The organism is Streptomyces sp. NPDC092952, assembly GCF_044754785.1.
In the GTDB taxonomy this organism is placed as follows: Bacteria; Actinomycetota; Actinomycetes; order Streptomycetales; family Streptomycetaceae; genus Streptomyces.
In genome coordinates this window covers 261,684-281,252 of sequence record NZ_JBIVPT010000008.1, presented here as the reverse complement: position 1 = coordinate 281,252, position 19,569 = coordinate 261,684, and the positions used below count along the sequence as shown (strand labels likewise).

Genomic DNA, 19,569 nt, shown 5'->3' with positions numbered 1-19,569 from the left:
GGCCGCTGGTTCTTCGGGTGGTGCCGGGGTCGTCAGATCGTGGCGTTGAGGAAGGCGGTCCAGGCGGCCGGAGGGACGGTCAGTACGGGGCCTTCGGTGACCTTGGAGTCACGGATGTGGACGGCGGCGGGGTGCGCGGACACCTCCACGCAGTCGCCGCCCTGGGGGCCGCTGTAGCTGGACTTGCGCCAGTCGTAGGCGATCTCCACGCAGTTGCCGCCCTGGCTGCCGCTGTAGCTCGACTTGAACCAGGCAAGGGTGGCGGAGCGGGAGGCCGGGTGTGCTGCGAGGGTCATGTCTCTCCAAGCATTTCGTCCATGAGCCGGGCGCTCGCGTCGACGGAGTGCGCCTGCGAACGCAGCATCCCACACTTCTGGAGGAGCACACTGACCTGATCAGGGTCCTCGTGCAGGTAGCTGGTGAGCTGGCCCTCGACGTAGGCCAGATGGTCGTGCTCGGGGGTCTCCAGCAGCACCATCGGGCCGTCGAGCGCCGCGTGCTTCGGAAGCTCTATCGGCATGATCTGGAGTCCCAGGAAGGGGAGTTCCATGCACTGGCGCAGGTGGCGGATCTGGTTCCGCATCATGGCGGGGTCGCCGAGCCGACTGCGGAGGATGCTCTCCTCCAGGATGAAGTGGAGGATGGGGTGCGGCTTGCGTTCGAGGAGCCGTTGCCGGTCCATCCGGGCCGCCACCCAGCTCTCCCGTTCGTCCTCGTCCAGGGGCGGGTACTGGCACTCGAAGACGAAGCGGGCGTACTCCTCGGTCTGGAGCAGCCCCGGCACCACCTGGTTCTCGTACGAGGTCAGCGTCAGCGCATCCTGCTCGTAGTCCAGGAAGTCGTGGATGAAGACCGGCAACCGGTCCCTGCTCGGCATCGACTGCGCCAGGGTCTGGAACGTCCTCTTCGTTCCGAGGAACTTGTCGAGGAGCACGGCCAGGTCCATCTGGAGCGGCCTGCGTCCCTGCTCGACCGACGAGAGCGTGTCCACGCTCACGCCGCACATCCCGGCCAGAGTCACCTGCGTCAGATCCAGGTCGTTGCGGTGATCGGCCACCAGGTTGCCGATCATGGTCCAGGTGGTGAGCTGCTTGCTCTTCCGTGGCTTTGGTGTATGCATGAACTCCCTCTCCCCGTACGGAACCCCGATTGATCAGTCAGAGGTCGTACAGATGAGATGTACGACCTTGCGCACTGCTCAACACCGGTGACTTTGTGTGATGTTGGCGGGGTGAACGAGACTACCCAACTCCCCCACTTCCGCGAGGCGTTCCACCGGAGGGAGCGCCGATCCGTGCCGCTCGTACGGCAGTTCGTACGCGATGCCCTGCTCGACTGGGAGTGCGAGGAGCGCGCCGACGATGTGTTGCTCTGCGTGAGCGAACTGGTCACCAACGCCCTGTTGCACGGAGTGCCGCCCGGCCGGGGCTACCGCCTCCAGCTCCGCCTGGACCCGGCCGACGGCGTCCTGCGCGCCGAGGTCCACGACAGCGGCGACGGGGAGGTGGCGGCCCCCGAATCCTGGGCGCCCTCCGACGCGGAGTCGGGGCGCGGGCTGCTCCTGGTCGCGGCGCTCGCCGACAAGTGGGGCGTGGGGGAGCGGAACCCGGGCAAGGTGGTCTGGTGCGAGTTCGCGGTACGCGCACCGGACCGGGTGCCGGTGTAGGCCCGGCCTCCCGAGGTCCGGTGACGCCGATTCCGGTGCGCCGGACCCTGCGGAGAAGTGCCGCGACGGATTCCTGCAGGTCATGCCAGTCTGAGGGCATGACAAGGACCGGGATGACGGATGTGTTCGCGACGGGACGCCGAGGTGGAGGCGGGAGTCTCTACGCGTACCGGGTGCGGGGGCGCGGGCGCGGTGCCGTGGTTCTGTGGATCGGAGGGCGGGGCGACGAACCCGACCGGGTGCTCACGCTGCCGGAAGCAGGCCGTCGGCAGGTGCCGGTGTTCGTGACGGTTCGGCAGGCGGGGACGTACGCGCGCCGGCGAGGCCGGGCGCTCGCCGCTCCTGGGGCCGACACGTTGGAACTCTCCCGCGTCCAGCACTGGCTGGAGGACCCGGTACGCCGAAAGGTCCCGTCGGGTGCGCTGCTGGAGGCATGGAACTTCTTCGACGACCTGGCCCGGGGTCTCGACGCGGTCGACCGGTTGCCACGGCGGGGAACAGCGCAGGACAGCGCGTACGAGAAGCTGTTCGAAGGCGGGTGCGCCGCGTGGACGCCCGAGGAACGACGCGCGGTACGGGAGCTGATCAGGGCCGGGACGGAGCTGTGGAACTCCTGCCCGGTGATCGTCAATCCCCGCTCGGGCATCGCCCTGGAAACGCCGGTCCGGCCGGTGCGGTGACGTCGTGGATCAGCGGGGCCGCCTGCGCGGGGCGCGGGGCGTGCGGGCACCCCATGACAAGGGAGCCCGCACGCCCCGCGCCCTCGACGCCCTGGCCTACTGGCGGCCGGTCGCGGAGGCGAAGCCGAGCCAGGTGTGCCGGTTGCCCGCCCAGCACCAGCCGACCTTCGGAGCGTTGCGGCGCTCGCGGCCGTCCCGCCCGGTGCCGTTGCTGATCCAGATCGCCGGGGTACGGGCGTCCAGGGCGCCGTTCGCCTTGCGCAGCCGGGAGCCGATCGTCATGAAGCAGTGATTGCGCTCCAGGGCGGCGGGCTGTTGCAGCACCCAGTGGATGCCCTCGGTGTGCGTCAGCGGTGTGCGGGCCCGTTCGGTGAGGGCGGGCAGGGCCTCGTCCGGGCTCCAGTTGGCCATCTCGTCGCCCCGGTCGAGGCCGGTGACGAGATAGAGCGGCGCGTCGGGCAGGGCGACCGTGTCGATCGGGGTGAAGAGGTCGACGTCGGGCATGTCGACGACCACGAACCCCGGCTTGTCGTCGCGGCGGAGCAGCGGCGCGAGGGCGGAAGCGGGGGCCCGGTCCGGGTGGACGGCGAGCAGCGCACCCTCGGCGGCCGGGTCCGCCGCACCCGCCTCGGCGAAGGCGCGCAGCTCGGCGGCGGACAGCCCGGCGATCCCGGGCACCCCCAGCTCGATCAGGCGCTCGGCCTGCGCGCCCAGATCCGGAAGCTCGGTGCGGAATGCGGAAGTGGCGGCGGCGGTGGCGGAGGTGGTGGCTACGGCTTCGGACACGATGCTCCCCGGGGTGGCGACGTGGACGGCCCAGGGTGAACGGGGCGGCCCGCTGAAATGTTCCCGCTGCCGGAGCCGCCCTTCTCGCCTCTCCGGGTATCGACTGTCCGCTATCCGTTATCCGTTGCCCGTGGGTGCGGCGGGTGGGCAGCTGCTTCCGGGGGCCGGCAGCCGCAGCCGGGTGAGGTAGTCGTCGACGGCGCCGCGGGTGCAGGCGTTGCGGCCGTAGACGCTGTGTCCGGCGCCCTCGTACGGCAGGAGGACGGTCGTGGCGGGCGTCTGGCGGTGCACGGCGGTCGCCCAGGTGAAGTGGTTCGCCGGGTCGTGGCGCGAGTGCAGCAGGAGAATCCTGGGTGCCTCCGTGACGCGCAGCCGGTGCTGCGGGTTGTTCACCCGGTCCGGGCGGCCCACGCATCCCGCGACGGCGTCGTGCGTGCGGGGCGCGCCGCGCATGTGCGGGGCGGCCCGCAGCTCGGCCTCGGTGAGGCGGGTGAACTCCTCGTAGCTCTTCGGCCGGAAGCGCCAGTCCTGGCAGAACACCGCGTGGAACGGCTCGGCCCGGGTGCCCTGAGGGGCGGTCGGGGTGGTCGGTGCGGGGTTCGTCGGGGGTGTCTTCTGTGCGGCCAACCCGGCTATGTAGGAGGCGAGTCGGGCCCAGTTCGGGCCGTAGAAGTCGCTGAACGCGGTGAGGGTGATGGCGTGCGCGTTCAGGGGGCGGCCGCCGGGGTCCGCCGGGTCGGCGATCAGGCCCCGGTCCGCCCTGTCCAGGAGCGCGTCCCAGACGGCGGTGACGTCGCGGCCGTACAGGGCGCAGGAGGCGGTGGATTCGCACCACCGGACGAACGTGTGGAACGAGTCCTCCGCCGCCTTCGCCGAGGAGACCATGAAGTCGCGCAGGCCGAGGCTGTGGTCGAGGTTGGCGGTGAGGGCCATGGCCCGCAGCCGGTCGCCGTACTCCTCCGCGTACTGCTCGCCGATCAGCGTGCCGTAGGAGTGGCCGAAGTAGCTGATCCGCCGCTCGCCGAGGGCCGCGCGGACCGCGTCCATGTCGTGGACGACGTTCAGGGTGTCGGCGTGGTCGGTGATCGGGCCGCTGCGCCGTCGGCAGTCGTCCAGCAGCGCGCGGTTGTGCGCGGCGAGCCGGTCGAACCCGGCCCGGTCGCGGGGATAGGCGGACGGGCTTCGGGTCGCCAACTCGGCCGAACAGACGACGGGTTGGCTCCGGCCCACCCCGCGCGGGTCGAAGCCGATGATGTCGAACCTCGCCCGGACCTCCGGACCGAAGTACGACGGGACGTCCTTCACGGCGAATTCGACGCCCGAGGCGCCGGGCCCGCCCGGGTTGACCAGCAGTACCCCGATCCGGCGCTCCGGGTCGGCCGCCCGGCGGCGCGCCAGCGCGAGATCGAAGGTCTCGCCCGAGGGGCGCGAGCGGTCGACGGGAAGGCGGAGGGTGCCGCACTCCGCCGAAGCGTCCTGGGGACAGGGCGTCCAGCGGATGCCGTCCACCGGCGCGGGGGCCGGTGTCCGAGGGGGTGGTGCCGAGGCCCGTGCCACCGGTGCCATGGGCGTTCCGGCGACCAGGGTGACCGTGAGCGCTCCGGTGAGCGCGGTGAGAAGCAGCCGTAACCGCATGCGATGTGCCTTCCAGTGCTCGGGGTGTCCCGGCCGACGGTGGCAGCGGCCGACCGGCCGCCACAACCGCGCGGGACCGGAATGGGGGACAGCCCCGGGACGCCCCCGGGAAGCCACCTCGGGGTCTCCCCGGACACGCCCCGGGAAGGACCCGGGGAAACGACGCGCCCGACCCGGACGCGCCCTTCCACTCGCGGGCGGGCGTCGGCTATGCCTGGAACCGGAGGCCCGGCCGGGCCTCGGCACGTGGACCCGAGTACGTGGACATGCGAGGAGCACCGCCGTGGATGACTGGTACGTGGACGAGCGCTGCACCAACTGCGACGTCGCCCGACAGTTCGCGCCCGAACTGTTCGTGGAGGAGGACCTGCGGTCGAAGGTGGTGCGCCAGCCGGAGAACGAGGAGGAGGCGCGGCGCTTACACGCGGCCGCGTTCGCCTGCCACACCCGCTCGATCCGGCCCGGCTCCCGGAAGCTGGACCCGGTGCTCGACCCGTTCCCGATGGCGCTCGACGACGGCGTGCTGATCTGCGGCCACAACTCCACGCACACCGCGGGGGCCAACGCGTACCTGCTCCGGCGGCCCTCCGGTACGTCGATGATGATCGACACCCCGCGCTGGAGCCCCGGCCTCGCGGACCGGTACGCGGCGGTCGCCGGGCCCGTCACCGACGTACTGCTGACCCACCGCGACCATGCCGCGCACGGGCGGCGCTACGCCGACCACTACGGGGCCCGGCTCTGGATCCACGAGGGCGACCTGGACGCCGCGCCGGACGCGGACCAGGTGATCCGGGGGCTCGACCCGGTGGAGGTCGCCGAAGGCGTCACCGTCCATCCGCTGCCCGGCCACACGGAGGGCAGCGTGCTCTACCTCGCCGACGACCGGTACTGCTTCAGCGGCGACAGCTTCCACTGGTCGCGCACCACCCGGGACCTGGAGGTCGTGGCCCCGGTGACCTGGTACTCCATCGAGGAGCAGGCCGCCTCCCTGGCCCGGACGGCGGGGAAGCTGACCTTCGAATGGGTGCTGCCCGGCCACGGCGACCGCAAGCGGCTGGACGCCGACGAGATGTCCCGGCGGCTGCTCGCCCTCACCGGACGCGCGGCGCTGCTGCGGCCCGAGCCGGTCGACTTCACGGCCGTCCGCTGGTGACGTGCCGAGGCCGTGAGCGGGCCGCCCCGCCCCACGGCCCGTGACGGCCCGGCTCGCTCCGTACCCGACCGGCGTCATCCACCGGTCAGCCGCTCGACGGCCCTGAGCGTCCGGCCCGCTCCGTCCTCGGCCGCCAGCCGTTTCGCCGCCTCCTCGGCGGCCCGGCCGTGTGTCCGCCGGTCCACGGCCCGGCCGAGTGAGTCGGCGAGGCGTTCGGCGGTGAGGGACCGGAAGGGGATCGGGTCGGTGGCGGCACCGAGGGCGGCGAGCCGGCCCGCCCAGAACGGCTGGTCCGCGGTGACCGGCACGGTGACCGCGGGCACCCCGGCGCGCAGCGCGGCGGCCGAGGTGCCGGCCCCGCCGTGGTGGACCACCGCGGCCAGCCGCGGGAACAGCAGCGCGTGCGGCACGTGCCCGACGGTGAGCACGTCGTCCCCGTCGGCGGCGAGCCCGGCGCTGCCGGCCTGGAGGATTCCCCGCAGCCCGGCGCGGCGCAGGGCCCGCACGGCGATCCCGCTCAGCCGTTCCCCGTCGCCGGACGCCATGCTCCCGAAGCCGATGAGGACGGGCCGGGGCCCGGCGGACAGGAAGTCCTCGACCTCGGCGGGGAGCCGTGCGGCCGGGTCGTGGTGGGGCCACCAGTTGCCGACGACCTCCAGGCCGGGGCGCCAGTCGGAGGGCCGGGGCACCAGGGTGGGGCTGAAGCCGTGCAGGACGGGCCAGTTGCCCCGTTCCCGCCGTCGACGCGTCCCGGCGGCGGATGCCGGGGGCAGCCCGAGGCGGTGGCGCAGCTCCGCGACCGCCTTCCCGTGGACGCGGTCGGCCATCCGCAGGGCGAACCGCCCGGCCGCCCGGTTGCCGGGGCGTCCCAGCGGGCGGGCGCCCGGCACGAGCGGGGGGAAGTCGCCGGTCGGCGCGGTGGGCTGGAGGTACACACCGAGGTCCGGGACGCCCATGGCCTCGGCGAGGTGCCAGCCGAGCGGGGCCGTGGTGGCCGACAGCAGGAGCAGGTCCGTGCCGTCGTCCACCGCGTCGGCGAAGCCCTGGCCCAGTTCGGTGATGAACGCGGCGGCGGTGCGCATCAGTTCACGGCTGCCGGTGCCGCCGCCACGCATCCGTGCGTCGGCGGGCAGCCGGCGGAACTCCAGCCCCGCGTCGCGCACGAGGGGCGCGAAGGTGTCCGTGGCGGCGAGGGCGACGTCGTGCCCGGCCCGGCGCAGTGCGGCGCCCAGGCCCGTGTAGGGCGCGACGTCGCCGTGCGATCCGGCCGTGGCGATCAGGATTCTCATGGGTCCTCCTCGGATTCGGGGCCGCCACCCGCATGGCGGGCCGCGTTGGCGTGGACCGCCCGGCACAGGTAGGAGGCCAGCCCCGGGCGCTGCTGCGACGGCGGTACGACCAGGGCGAACGCGCGCGGATCGGCGACGAAGTCGTCCGCGATCCGCACATGCATGTCGGTCGGGCAGGCGGTGAACCAGCGCGCGATGTGCAGGCGGTGCTCCTCGGCGAGGTCCATGGCCCGCCCGCCGTCGCCCGGCTCCCCGTCGTCGAAGGCCGCGAGCAGCTCCGCGCGCCAGTCGGCGGCCTCCTCCATGAGCCGGCGCCAGTCCTCCTTCGTGTGGGCGGCCGCGCGCTCCATCGCCCCGCGCCGTCCCTCCGATCCCGCCCACTTCAGCTCGGCGTCGGTGGCGTAACTCAGGTCGAAGGCGACCTCGCCGAAGACCTCGAAACGTTCCTGAGGGGTCAGGGACACCCCGGTCCGCTGGACCTCTATCGCCCGTTCCGCCACCTCGGCCAGCCGTTGCAGCCTGGCGATCTCCTCCTCCAGTTGCCGCTGCCGGGACCGGAGCCGCTCCAGGGCGTTCACCTGCGGATCCTTGAGGATCGCGGCGATCTCGTCGAGGGGGAAGCCGAGTTCCCGGTAGAAGAGGATCTGCTGGAGACGGACCAGGTCGGCCTCACCGTAGAGCCGGTATCCGGCGCGGCTGCGGTCACTGGGCGAGAGCAGTCCCGCCTTGTCGTAGTGGTGCAGCGTCCGCACCGTCACCCCGGCGAAGGCCGAGACCTGTCCCACGGAGTACCCCATCCACCCGCCCCTTCGTCGGAACCCAGCCTCAAGCCTGACGTAGGGGGAGGGTCAACCCGCGCTCCGGGCAGGGAGAGGCGCCGTCGGTGCCCGCAGTCGTGCGTCGCACCGTCAGGAGCCGTGGGACGGAACCCACTTGGACTTACGCAACGCGGTTGTTGGACTGCCGCGTCCGGAGTCGTCGCAGGTCGTTGACGGTGTCCCGGAGTGGGGACTACGCAGTGCACATGTCGTCTCCAAGATTCACTTCGGCGGGTGCCGCAGCCGCCGCCACAGCCGTCGTCCTGGCCCTGGCGGGGGCGGCGCTCCCCGCCTCGGCCGCCGTCCCCGCGTCCGCGCGGTCCGCCGCGACCGCGCCGTCCGTGCCCGCCGACGCCCCCGTCATCCGGTCCGCGCAGCTCGCGGTCAGCGTGGCCGAGGACTTCCCCCGGGTCCTCGCGTACACCGACCGGGCCGGCGGCGGGCAGCTGTTCGGCAGCACGCGCCCGGTCACCTCCGTGACCCTCAACGGCACCGCGTACCCGGTGAAGCTGAAGGGCGCCCCCCGGATCACCGCCTCGGCCGCCCGCTACACCCTGACCTTCACCGGACTGCCCGGGGTCGAGATCGACGCCTCGCTCTCGGTCGCCGGACGCGCCACCACCTTCAAGGTCACGGCCGTCCGCGACACCGGGGCGTTCCGCGTCTCCACCATCGACATACCCGGCCACGACCTGGTCTCCGTCGGCTCCACCGACCCCGGCGCCGCGACCGCCTTCACCACCCTCGACAACGACTCGACGCGGACCGCCGACGTCTTCGGCAAGGTCACCGCGGCCACCCCGGCCGACAAGGCCCCGGCCGGCGCCACGTACGCCCTCGTCAACACCTCCACGCTCGCCGCCGCCGTCGAGTCCAACTCCTCCTACGACAAGCCCTCCGGCGCCACCGGCGGCGACGACGCCCGGTTCTGGCACCAGGCCCGCACCGCCGACGACGGCGGCGTCCGGGTCGGCGTCTGGTCCGGCCAGTGGACCTACCGGGGCGACGGCGCGTCCGAGCCGGAGAGCGGCGACGACCTCCCCTGGGCCAAGGTCGTCGTCACCCCCGACGCCAACGGCGACAAGACCGTGGACTGGCAGGACGGGGCCGTCGCCTTCCGTACCATCGGCGTGAAGGCGCCCGGCAGCTCCGAGACCCCCGACCGGGTCGTCACCCACATCCCGTTCAACTTCGCCAGCCAGGCCACCCACCCCTTCCTGCGCACCCTCGACGACGTCAAGCGGGTCTCCCTCGCCACCGACGGCCTCGGCCAGCTCGCCGTCCTCAAGGGGTACGCCTCCGAGGGCCACGACTCCGCCCACCCCGACTACGGCGGCGACTACAACAAGCGCGCCGGCGGACTCAAGGACCTCAACACGCTGCTCAAGGACGGCAAGAAGTGGGGCGCCACCTTCGGCGTCCACGTCAACGCCACCGAGGCGTACCCCGAGGCCAGGGAGTTCGACGAGAAGCTCGTCGACAAGACCAAGCCCGGCTGGAACTGGCTCGGCCAGAGCTACTACATCGACCAGCGCCGCGACATCAACAGCGGCGACCTCGCCAGGCGCTTCCAGCAACTGCGCGACGAGACCGACCGCAACCTGGACTTCCTCTACATCGACGTCTACTACACGCACGGCTGGATCGCCGACAAGACGCTCAGGGCCGTCCAGAAGCAGGGCTGGAACGTCGGCAGCGAGTGGTCCGACAAGTTCGAACGCGGCACCCTCTGGTCGCACTGGGCCAACGACCTCGACTACGGCGGCGCCACCAACAAGGGTCTCAACTCCAAGATCATCCGCTTCATCCGCAACGGCGAGCGGGACACCTGGAACAACGACCCGGTCCTCGGCCAGACCGCCATCTCCGAGTTCGAGGGCTGGACCGGCGAGACCGACTGGAACGCCTTCTACGACAACATCTGGCAGCGCAACCTGCCCGCCAAGTACCTCCAGCAGCAGCGCATCACCCGCTGGGACGGCAACGACGTCACCCTCACCGGCGGCGTCCGCGGCACCGTCGAGGACGGGAAGCGGACCTTCTACGACCACGGCCGCAAGGTCCTCAGCGGCACCGGCTACCTGCTGCCCTGGGACGGCGGGAAGAAGCTGTACCACTACAACAAGTCCGGCGGGACCACCACCTGGTCCGTCCCGTCGAACGGCACGTACACCGTCTACGAGCTCACCGACAACGGCCGGGTGCGGACCGGCACCGTCAAGCCCGTCGACGGCAAGGTCACCCTGACCGCGAAGGCCGGACAGCCCTACGTCCTCTACCCCCGGCAGGCGCCGAAGGCCGCCGACCCGAAGTGGGGCGAGGGCACCCCGGTCGCCGACCCCGGCTTCAACGACAAGGCGCTGACCGCCTGGACGAAGACCGGCACCGCCGGCCGCGACACCGACAGCAGGGGCCGCAACAGCGCCGCCCTCACCGGCAGCGCCCCCGCCGCCCTCGCGCAGCGCGTCGGCGGGCTCGTCCCCGGCAAGCGCTACACCGCCTCCGCGCTCATCGAGGTACAGCCCGGGAAGACCCGGCACACCACGCTCTCGATCGGCGGGAAGTCCGTCGCCGTGGACCGCTCCACCGTGAAGGACCAGGTCGCCGCGTCCGACTGGCACGGCAGCTGGTTCCAGCGCGCCAAGGTCAACTTCACCGCCCCCGCCGACGGGCGCGCCACCCTGCGCATCGAGGCGGCCGGCGGCAGCACGGCGACCGTGCGGGCCGACGACGTACGGATCGTCGCCAACGCCCCGAAGACCGCGCCGGGCACCGTCGTCCACGAGGACTTCGAGGACGTCGACCAGGGCTGGGGCCCCTTCCTCAAGGGCGACGCGGGCGGCTCCACCGACCCCCGCACCGTCATCTCCCAGCTGCACGCCCCGTACACCCAGGCCGGCTGGAACGGGAAGCTGGTCGACGACGTGATCGGCGGCAAGGAGTCCCTCAAGTCCCACGAGGAGAACGCCGGGCTCGTCTACCGCACCGCCCCGTGGACCGTGCCCATGGCCGACGGGCACCGATACGAGATCGCCTACGACTACCAGTCCAGCCACGCCGGGGCCTACGAGTGGGTCGACGGCTACGACCGGATCACCGCGGACGGCAAGCCCGACTCCGTCGAGACCCGGACCACCCCGATCGGGCAGCAGCGCACCACCGGCCGCTTCACCGAGACCGTCACCGCGGGCTGCGGCGACACCTGGACCGGGCTGCGCAAGCGCGGCGACGCCCCCGACGGCGCCGACTTCGTCCTCGACTCCTTCACCGTGACCGACCTCGGCCCGGCCCCCGACTCCGAGCGGGCCGCCTGCGGCACCCTCACCGTCGACCCCGGCGCCGAGACCCTCGAACCGGGCCGGGCCAACACCGTCAAGGCGTCCTTCACCAACCACGAGGCGACCGCCGCCACCGGCGTCGAGCTCGCCCTGACCGTCCCCGAGGGCTGGACGGCCGAACCGGCCGGCCCGGTCTCCTTCGACTCGGTCGCGGCCGGTGCCAGGGCCACCGGCACCTGGCGGGTCACCCCGCCCGCGGACGCCGAGTACCGGACGTACGAGCTGGCCGCCTCGGCCGGGTACGCGGTCGACGGCGCCCGGCGCACGCTCGGCGCGCAGACCTCCGTACGCACCCTGCCCCCGCCGCCCACCACCGACAGCTGGGCCAGCGACCTGGATTGGACGGCGGCCGAGAACGGCTGGGGCCCGGTCGAGCGGGACCTCTCCAACGGCGAGACCGGCGCCGGTGACGGCACCCCGCTCACCATCGGTGGCACCGTCTACGCCAAGGGGCTGGGCACCCACGCCCCGGCGAAGGTCCGCTACTACCTCGGCGGGAACTGCACCTCCTTCACCGCCCGGGTGGGGGTGGACGACGTACAGAAGAGCGCCGGGAGCGTACAGTTCTCCGTCCTGGCCGACGGCGCCGAGAAGGTGAAGTCGCCGGTGCTCAGGGCGGCCGACAGCGCCTGGACACTGGAGGCCGACGTCACCGGGGCCGGCTACGTCGACCTGGTCGTCGGCGACGGCGGCGACGGCAACGGGAACGACCACGCGGACTGGGGCGACGCCCGCTTCCACTGCGCCCGCTGAGCGACCGGGCGGGAGGGGGCCCGCACCACGGCCCGAAGGTGCGGACCCCCCAACCGGAGCACACCCCGGGGCTGACGGAAGACGCCACCCCACCACCACAGCGCTTTGTCGGACCCGCACAAAGAAGGACCCGTACTGGCTGGTACTTCGCCTGCACGTCGGCCGGGCTATGTGGACCCTCGCCAGGAATCGGGGCAGGAGACTGTACGGAGTCGACGGCAGGATTTACTTGCCGGGGTTCGTAGGGTCGGTACATGACCGTTGTGGACGAAACCCCGGGCGAGCCGAGCGACACCCGTGGCCGTGTGGCCGAACTGCTGGCACTGCGTGAGCAGGCCCGGCGCGGACCGAGTGACCGGGCGACCGAGGCGCAGCACGCCAAGGGCAAGCTGACCGCGCGCGAGCGCATCGCGCTGCTCCTGGACGAGGGTTCGTTCAAGGAGGTCGAGCAGCTGCGCCGGCACCGGGCGACCGGCTTCGGCCTGGAGGCGAAGAAGCCCTACACCGACGGTGTGGTCACCGGCTGGGGAACGGTCGAGGGCCGGACGGTCTTCGTGTACGCGCACGACTTCCGGATCTTCGGCGGTGCGCTGGGCGAGGCCCACGCCACGAAGATCCACAAGATCATGGACATGGCCATCGCGGCGGGTGCCCCGCTGGTCTCGCTGAACGACGGCGCCGGCGCCCGTATCCAGGAGGGCGTCAGCGCGCTCGCCGGGTACGGCGGGATCTTCCAGCGCAACACGAAGGCCTCGGGCGTCATCCCGCAGATCAGCGTGATGCTCGGCCCCTGTGCGGGCGGCGCGGCCTACAGCCCCGCCCTGACCGACTTCGTGTTCATGGTCCGTGAGACCTCGCAGATGTTCATCACCGGCCCGGACGTCGTCAAGGCGGTCACCGGCGAGGAGATCACCCAGAACGGGCTCGGCGGCGCCGACGTCCACGCGGAGACCTCCGGCGTCGCGCACTTCGCGTACGACGACGAGGAGACCTGCATCGCCGAGGTCCGCTACCTCCTGTCGATGCTCCCGCAGAACAACCGCGAGAACCCGCCGGTCGTCCCCTCCGAGGACCCGGCGGACCGGCGCGGCGACGTCCTGCTGGACCTGGTCCCGGCCGACGGCAACCGCCCGTACGACATGCACAAGGTCATCGAGGAACTCGTCGACGACGGCGACTACCTGGAGGTCCACGAGCGCTGGGCGCGCAACATCGTCTGCGCCCTGGCCCGCCTCGACGGCCAGGTCGTCGGCATCGTCGCCAACCAGCCGCAGTCGCTGGCCGGCGTCCTGGACATCGAGGCCTCCGAGAAGGCGGCCCGCTTCGTCCAGATGTGTGACGCCTTCAACATCCCCATCATCACTCTTTTGGACGTACCCGGCTTCCTGCCCGGCGTCGACCAGGAGCACGGTGGAATCATTCGGCACGGTGCGAAGCTCCTCTACGCGTACTGCAACGCCACGGTGCCGAGGATCTCGCTGATCCTTCGCAAGGCGTACGGCGGTGCGTACATCGTCATGGACAGCCAGTCCATCGGTGCCGACCTCACCTACGCCTGGCCCACCAACGAGATCGCGGTGATGGGCGCCGAGGGCGCCGCCAACGTCATCTTCCGCCGGCAGATCGCCGAGGCGGAGGACCCGGAAGCCATGCGCAAGCGCATGGTCAAGGAGTACAAGGCGGAACTCATGCATCCGTACTACGCGGCCGAACGCGGACTGGTCGACGACGTCATCGACCCCGCCGAGACCCGCGAGGTCCTGATCGCCTCGCTCGCCATGCTCCGCAACAAGCACGCCGACCTGCCGTCCCGCAAGCACGGCAACCCCCCGCAGTAGGCCGCCGCACCCCCGCGCGACCACCTGCTGCCCCTGCCGAGAAGACGGAGAGACCACATGAGCACTGCCGCCGATTCCGTGCTGCGAGTCGAGAAGGGGCTCGCCGAGCCCGAGGAGCTGGCCGCGATAACCGCGGTCCTGCTCGCCCGCGCCGCCGCCCGCCCCGCCGAGCCCGCCGCCGCCCACCGGGGCCGCAACACCGCCGTGTGGCGCCGCCTGGAGCGCACGCCGGGCTTCCGCGCCCCGCACTCCTGGCAGCACTGACCCGAGCGCGCGCAGCGCATACGGAAGGGCCCGCACTCCCGAGGGAGTGCGGGCCCTTCCGCATGGTTTCCGTCCTTACCGGAGCCGGGCCATGAGCGCGTGCTCGACGAGCGTGATCAGCGCGCTCTTGGCGTCCGCCCGGTGGCGGGCGTCCGTCGTCAGGATCGGCGTGTCCGGGCCGATCTGAAGGGCCTCGCGGACTTCGTCGGGGGTGTAGGGCTGGTGTCCGTCGAAGCCGTTGAGGGCGATGACGAAGGGGAGCCCGCTGTTCTCGAAGTAGTCGACGGCGGGGAAGCAGTCGGCGAGGCGGCGGGTGTCGACGAGGACGACGGCGCCGATGGCACCGCGGACGAGGTCGTCCCACATGAACCAGAAGCGGTCCTGACCGGGCGTACCGAAGAGGTACAGGATCAGGTCCTGGTCCAGGGTGATACGGCCGAAGTCCATCGCCACCGTGGTGGTCGTCTTGTCCCCGGTGTGCGTCAGGTCGTCGATGCCCGCCGAGGCGGACGTCATCACGGCTTCGGTACGCAGCGGATTGATCTCCGAGACGGCACCGACGAACGTGGTCTTACCCACGCCGAAGCCCCCTGCCACCACGATCTTCGCCGAGGTAGTGGAGCGGGCTGCTCCGCCGCTAGAGCTTGCGAAGTCCACTGAGCACCCTTTCGAGCAGTGTCACATCTGGCTGGCCGCCGGCGGACTCGTCGCCGCCGGGCTGATGGATAGCGACGAGTCCGGCCTCGGCCAGGTCGGCGACGAGGATCCGGGCAACGCCGAGGGGTATCGAGAGCAGCGCCGAAATCTCGGCGACCGACTTGATCTCGAAGCACAGCCGGCAGATCCGCTGGTGCTCGGGCAACTGCCCGTGCAGCCGGGACGGATCGGCCGTGGTACTGACCAACGCCTCAATGGCGAGTTGGTAGCGCGGGCGGGTCCGGCCGCCGGTCATGGCGTACGGACGAACCAGCGGATTGTGCGCCGACGGCGCGGCGGGCTCGGGACTCCGCCCCGGCGCCACCGGCTGGACGCGGGGCGCCCGGGGCGCGTCGTAGCGGTGCGGACGCTGTACGGACCAGCCGGCGTCCTCCGGGGCACCCTGCTGCCCCTGCTGGTGGAGCCGGAAAGGAGGCCGGGCACCCGGTCCGCCGGGAGCGGAGGGAAAGTCGAACCGGTTGTCCCCGTGCTCACCCGGTACCTGTCGGCCACCGCCGTACGGGTGCCCTTCCTGGGGTGCGTCCACGATTCCTCCTCCGACTACCGGTCCCGATCCCAGCGGGTCCGCGCCACCGCACCTTATGGCCCAGTGGCGCGAAACGCACTGTCTGTCTATTAGTTAAGAAGACTTCCCTGGAGCTCGGCGCGGAGGTCGGGGGTGAGGACACTGCCCGCACGGTCGACGAGAAGAGCCATTTCGTACCCGACCAGACCGATATCGGCGTCCGGGTGGGCGAGAACGGCCAGCGAGGAACCGTCCGAGATGGACATCAGGAAGAGGAACCCGCGTTCCATCTCCACCACCGTCTGGCTGACGGCGCCGCCCTCGAAGATGCGGGAGGCGCCCGCGGTCAGCGAGGTCAGCCCGGAGGCGACGGCGGCGAGCTGGTCGGCGCGGTCGCGGGGGAATCCTTCGGACATGGCCAGCAGGAGTCCGTCGGCGGAGACCACCACCGTGTGCGACACCCCGGGGGTGTTGTCCACGAAGTTGGTGATCAACCAGTTCAGATTCTGCGCCGCCTGGCTCATCGGGCTCACACTAACGCTCCTGGTCGTAGGTATTACTGTCGTCCGAACCCGCGCTGCGTCCCCGGAGCACGCCCCGCCGCAGGTTGCTCAACCTGCCGCGGATGTCCTCGGGGGCGCGGGAAACCTGAGGGCCGTCCTGCACGGTCTGCTCCGCCGTGCCCTCGACCAGATTGGCCTTGGGCACCCGCCGGGGAAGACCGGACGGGGTGATCCCGCCCGCCTTCGGCTCCCGGAGCTGCTCGGCCCGCTCCCAGCGCTCGTCGTTGGCCGAGTGCCAGTCGTCGGAGCCGTTTCCGTCCTGCTGCGCGGGCGACGGCTGCTGCGGCAACTCCTGCTGCTGCTGCGGCGGCTGCTGCGCGGCGGCGGGCCGGCGGTTGCCCCGGCCGGTGGGCTGCCAGTGCTGCTGGCCACCCCGGCGCGGCAGACCGGCTTCGGTGAGCTCGTGGCCGGAGTTGGGCGTGGGCCCCGAACGGTCGAAGCCTACGCGTTCCTGCGGCTCGGCGGGGGCAGACGGGACGGATGGTTCCGCTTCCGCCGGTGCCGATGGCTCGTACCCGCCCTGGTAGCCGCCCTGATCCAGCCATTCGCCCTGCTGGGGACCGGAAACGAACGGCCCGTCGTACCCGGTGCCCGGAAGCTCCGCGGCCGGCCGGCCCGACTCCGCGGGGACGGCGGCCTGACCGGTGCCGTACGCGGCGTAGTCGCTCCCGTACGGGGTCTGTCCGTACTGCTGCTGCTCGTGCCCGTACTGCTCCTGGCCGTACTGCTCCTGGCCGTACTGCTCGGGCTGCTGCGTGCGGCCGTCGTATCCGGCCCCGGCGTACGGGTCCCCGGCGTACGGCTGCGCGCCCTCGGCGGTGTACGGCTGCTGGTCCTGCACGGCGTAGGGCTGCTGGTCCCCGGCGTACGGCTGCTGCTGGGCGAACCGCTCGTGCTCGCCGGAGACCTGCGCCCCCAGCGCCGCCCGGCGCTCCTCGCGGATCAGCGAACGGCCCACCGGGTCCAGCGTCGTGCCCGCCGGGGCCTGCTCGTAGCGGGAGTCGTCGAAGCCCAGCTCCGCCGCGGTGCGCTGGTGCGCCTGCGGCTGCTGTTCGAGGCCCTGCTGCTCCGGGATGATCGAGGAGACGGTGAAGTCGCCGCCCCCGGCCTCCGGTTCGCCCCCGCCGCCGTGGGTGATCGCCTCCGGCAGCATGACCAGCGAGGTGGTCCCGGCCTGCTCGCCCGAGGGGCGCAGCTGGACCCGGATGCCGTGCCGGTCGGCGAGGCGGCCGACCACGAACAGGCCCATCCGCTGCGACACCGAGGCGTCCACGGTCGGCGGGTTGGCCAGCCGGTGGTTGATGTCGGCGAAGTCCTCGGGGGTGAGACCGATGCCCTTGTCGTGGATCTCGATCATCATGCGGCCGTCGGGCAGCCGGGTCGCGGTGACCCGCACCTTGGTCTGCGGCGAGGAGAACGTGGTGGCGTTCTCCAGCAGCTCGGCCAGCAGGTGCACCAGGTCGGTGACCGCCTGGCCGTGGATCTCGGTCTCGGATATACCGGACAGCTCGATGCGGTCGTAGGACTCCACCTCGGAGGAGGCCGCGCGGACCACGTCGACCAGCGGCACCGGCTGGTTCCAGCGGCTGCCGGGCTCCTCGCCCGCGAGGACGAGGAGGTTCTCGCCGTTGCGGCGCATGCGGGTGGCGAGGTGGTCGAGCTTGAAGAGCGAGGCCAGCTGGTCCGGGTCGGCCTCGTTGTTCTCCAGGTCGGTGATGAGGGTCAGCTGACCCTCGATCAGCGACTGGTTGCGGCGCGACAGGTTGGTGAAGATCGCGTTGACGTTGCCCCGGAGCATGGCCTGCTCGGCGGCGAGCCGGACGGCCTCGCGGTGCACCTGGTCGAAGGCGCGGGCGACCTCGCCGATCTCGTCCCGGCTGTGGATCGGGATCGGCTGGACCCGGGTGTCGACCCGGCCCGGCTCGGTCCGGGAGAGCTGGTCGACCAGCATCGGCAGCCGCTGCTCGGCGATGCCGAACGCGGCCGTACGCAGCCGGCGCATCGAACGGCTCATCTGGCGGGCCATGAGACCGGCCAGCACGAAGGCGGCCAGCAGGGCGACGATCACCACGCCGGCGTTGACGAAGGCGTCGGTCCGGGCGCGGGAGGAGATGTCCGCGGCCTCCTTCACCGCCTTGTCGACGAGTTCGTTCTCGACCGTGGTGTACCCGTCGAACTTGGCGGTGGCGGCGGCCATCCAGCTCTCCGGGGTGATCCCCTTCGCGGCCAGCTTCGTGGTCGACCTGCCCTGGGAGATCTGTTCGGCCATGCCGTCGAAGACCGAACCGTCGATGCTGGGCGGTGCCACGAACGGCACCCCCGTGGCCGCGGCCTGCTCCTTGGCCTTCTTCAGCTTCGCGTCGCCCTCTTCGGCCTTGGCGGACAGCACCTGCTTCAGCCGGGCCGCGTCCTCCTCCGTGGCGCCGGAGGTGAACTCGCCGAGGGCCACCTTCTCCAGGTAGTTGTACGAACCGAACGCCTTGACCTGGGCGTCGAACGTGGCGCGCTGCTGGCTCGGGCGGACCAGCAGATGCATGCCGATGGAGCGCTGAAGCGATTCTGCGGCCTTGGCCAGCTCCAGCGCGTAGACCGAACGGCCGTAGCTGGTGATGTTGCCGGTGCCCAGCCCCAGCTCGTTGCTGAACTCCATCAGCGAGTGCTGGACCTTGACGTAGCCCTCTTCGGTCTTCACCGGGTCCAGGGCCTCGGCGAAGGCGGCCTTGCGCAGTTCGGGGAGGGTGGGCTCCTCCAGCCGGAAGAGCCTCAGGCGCCGCTCCAGGCCCTTCGTCCTCGGCATGTCCTTGACGGCTTCGTTGAACTTGCCCGCCGCGTTGTCCGTCGTGGTCCGGACCTCGGTGATGACGGCGGCGTCCCGCTTGTTCGACAGCAGCGGCTGGGCGGAGAGGTCGCGCTCGTTGAGCAGGGCCTGGCCGTACTCGGCGGCGGCACGCACGACCAGCGCGGTCTTCTCCGCGTTCTCGGCCTCGTGCCAGGTGTCGATCGACCCCTTCACCTGGAAACCGCCCATGACCAGGCCGACCAGGACGGGGATCAGGAGGATGGCGTTCAGCCGGGTGGGCACCCGCCAGTTGCGCGGGGACAGCCTCGTGGAACCGCCCGGGGGCGGTTCGGCGTCCGACGCATCGACGGACGACGCCGCGGCGCGCGACGGAGGGGTGAAATTGCCCCGCTCCCGCTGCGCCGTGGAGCCCGCGTTGCTTCGCCTCACTCGACCAACAACCTCTCGGCGTCGGCACCTACGCTGTGCCGTGTTTCGTTCAGGGCCGTACTACTTGGAAGTTCGTCGAATTCCAGCATGGGGACGGGTCGCGTTCCAAACAGTCGGAACCTGTCATTCCGAGTGGTGCAGGCCTCAGATAAATGGGGCATAAGGAACGAGCCCCGCCAAAAGGCAGGGCTCGGGTGAGCGCTGTGACACCGAACGGATGCGTCGGGTGTCGGTCGCGGGGCAATTCTCTGTCGAAACGTTATCAATCACGGGGGTGGAGCGTGTCAAAGGACACAGTCCACCCCCGCCCGACTACGGCAACTACCGTACGG

16 protein-coding genes are annotated in these 19,569 nt (G+C 71.6%); 6 read left to right on the top strand and 10 right to left on the bottom strand.

Annotated features, from left to right (window positions below; genetic code table 11):
* Positions 1 to 32: 32 nt before the first annotated feature.
* Positions 33 to 296 (bottom strand): DUF397 domain-containing protein, encoded by a 264-nt coding sequence (locus ACIQGQ_RS21665; RefSeq protein WP_402398244.1) that lies wholly within the window; start codon positions 294 to 296, stop codon positions 33 to 35.
* Positions 293 to 1,120: a Scr1 family TA system antitoxin-like transcriptional regulator gene (locus tag ACIQGQ_RS21660; RefSeq protein ID WP_402398242.1), complete on the bottom strand. Its 828-nt coding sequence runs from the start codon at positions 1,118 to 1,120 to the stop codon at positions 293 to 295. Before ACIQGQ_RS21660 ends, ACIQGQ_RS21665 begins: the two co-directional genes overlap by 4 nt.
* Before the next feature lie 111 nt (positions 1,121 to 1,231).
* On the opposite strand from ACIQGQ_RS21660, the gene ACIQGQ_RS21655 reads away from it, so the two are divergent.
* Entirely contained in the window at positions 1,232 to 1,666 is a 435-nt protein-coding gene (locus ACIQGQ_RS21655) for an ATP-binding protein (protein ID WP_402398240.1), read from the top strand.
* 284 nt (positions 1,667 to 1,950) lie between these two features.
* Entirely contained in the window at positions 1,951 to 2,346 is a 396-nt protein-coding gene (locus ACIQGQ_RS21650) for a hypothetical protein (protein WP_402398238.1), read from the top strand.
* A gap of 96 nt (positions 2,347 to 2,442) precedes the next feature.
* Here the strand turns inward: ACIQGQ_RS21650 and ACIQGQ_RS21645 are convergent, their stop codons facing one another.
* Together ACIQGQ_RS21645 and ACIQGQ_RS21640 are read right to left on the bottom strand one after the other, a co-directional pair.
* Positions 2,443 to 3,060 carry a DUF5701 family protein gene (locus tag ACIQGQ_RS21645; protein WP_402398309.1) on the bottom strand — a complete coding sequence of 206 codons (618 nt, stop codon included), beginning with the start codon at positions 3,058 to 3,060 and terminating at the stop codon, positions 2,443 to 2,445.
* Between the two features lie 189 nt (positions 3,061 to 3,249).
* The gene (locus ACIQGQ_RS21640; protein ID WP_402398236.1) at positions 3,250 to 4,767 is read right to left on the bottom strand and encodes an alpha/beta fold hydrolase; all 1,518 of its coding nucleotides are present in this window, start codon (positions 4,765 to 4,767) and stop codon (positions 3,250 to 3,252) included.
* Positions 4,768 to 5,050: 283 nt separating this feature from the next.
* Between ACIQGQ_RS21640 and ACIQGQ_RS21635 the strand changes: the two genes are divergently transcribed.
* Positions 5,051 to 5,923, top strand: a complete 873-nt coding sequence (locus ACIQGQ_RS21635) for an MBL fold metallo-hydrolase (RefSeq protein ID WP_402398234.1) — start codon at positions 5,051 to 5,053, stop codon at positions 5,921 to 5,923.
* Between the two features lie 74 nt (positions 5,924 to 5,997).
* On the opposite strand, the gene ACIQGQ_RS21630 is transcribed toward ACIQGQ_RS21635, so the two are convergent.
* Both ACIQGQ_RS21630 and ACIQGQ_RS21625 read right to left on the bottom strand, forming a co-directional pair.
* A complete protein-coding gene (locus tag ACIQGQ_RS21630) occupies positions 5,998 to 7,212 on the bottom strand; it encodes a glycosyltransferase (protein WP_402398232.1) in 1,215 nt (404 codons plus the stop codon).
* Positions 7,209 to 8,009, bottom strand: coding sequence for a MerR family transcriptional regulator (locus ACIQGQ_RS21625; protein ID WP_402398230.1), 801 nt, complete (start codon positions 8,007 to 8,009; stop codon positions 7,209 to 7,211). The genes ACIQGQ_RS21630 and ACIQGQ_RS21625 overlap by 4 nt, the downstream gene beginning before the upstream one ends.
* 227 nt (positions 8,010 to 8,236) lie before the next feature.
* Here ACIQGQ_RS21625 and ACIQGQ_RS21620 point away from each other — a divergent pair, with 227 nt between their 5' ends.
* The 3 genes from ACIQGQ_RS21620 (at position 8,237) to ACIQGQ_RS21610 (ending at position 14,223) form a co-directional block, all read left to right on the top strand.
* A complete protein-coding gene (locus ACIQGQ_RS21620; RefSeq protein WP_402398228.1) occupies positions 8,237 to 12,121 on the top strand; it encodes an endo-alpha-N-acetylgalactosaminidase family protein in 3,885 nt (1,294 codons plus the stop codon).
* Positions 12,122 to 12,375: 254 nt separating this feature from the next.
* Positions 12,376 to 13,959 (top strand): acyl-CoA carboxylase subunit beta, encoded by a 1,584-nt coding sequence (locus tag ACIQGQ_RS21615; RefSeq protein WP_402398226.1) that lies wholly within the window; start codon positions 12,376 to 12,378, stop codon positions 13,957 to 13,959.
* A 57-nt stretch (positions 13,960 to 14,016) separates the two neighbouring features.
* A complete protein-coding gene (locus tag ACIQGQ_RS21610) occupies positions 14,017 to 14,223 on the top strand; it encodes an acyl-CoA carboxylase subunit epsilon (protein ID WP_385211819.1) in 207 nt (68 codons plus the stop codon).
* Positions 14,224 to 14,298: 75 nt separating this feature from the next.
* Here ACIQGQ_RS21610 and ACIQGQ_RS21605 read toward each other — a convergent pair whose 3' ends face one another.
* The 4 genes from ACIQGQ_RS21605 to ACIQGQ_RS21590 form a co-directional block, all read right to left on the bottom strand.
* Complete coding sequence (locus ACIQGQ_RS21605) at positions 14,299 to 14,880, bottom strand: ATP/GTP-binding protein (protein WP_014048542.1); 582 nt, start codon at positions 14,878 to 14,880, stop codon at positions 14,299 to 14,301.
* The gene (locus ACIQGQ_RS21600; protein ID WP_402398223.1) at positions 14,861 to 15,466 is read right to left on the bottom strand and encodes a DUF742 domain-containing protein; all 606 of its coding nucleotides are present in this window, start codon (positions 15,464 to 15,466) and stop codon (positions 14,861 to 14,863) included. Before ACIQGQ_RS21600 ends, ACIQGQ_RS21605 begins: the two co-directional genes overlap by 20 nt.
* Before the next feature lie 89 nt (positions 15,467 to 15,555).
* Complete coding sequence (locus tag ACIQGQ_RS21595; protein WP_376688985.1) at positions 15,556 to 15,969, bottom strand: roadblock/LC7 domain-containing protein; 414 nt, start codon at positions 15,967 to 15,969, stop codon at positions 15,556 to 15,558.
* A 10-nt stretch (positions 15,970 to 15,979) separates the two neighbouring features.
* Entirely contained in the window at positions 15,980 to 19,237 is a 3,258-nt protein-coding gene (locus ACIQGQ_RS21590; RefSeq protein ID WP_402398221.1) for a nitrate- and nitrite sensing domain-containing protein, read from the bottom strand.
* Positions 19,238 to 19,569 lie beyond the last annotated feature (332 nt).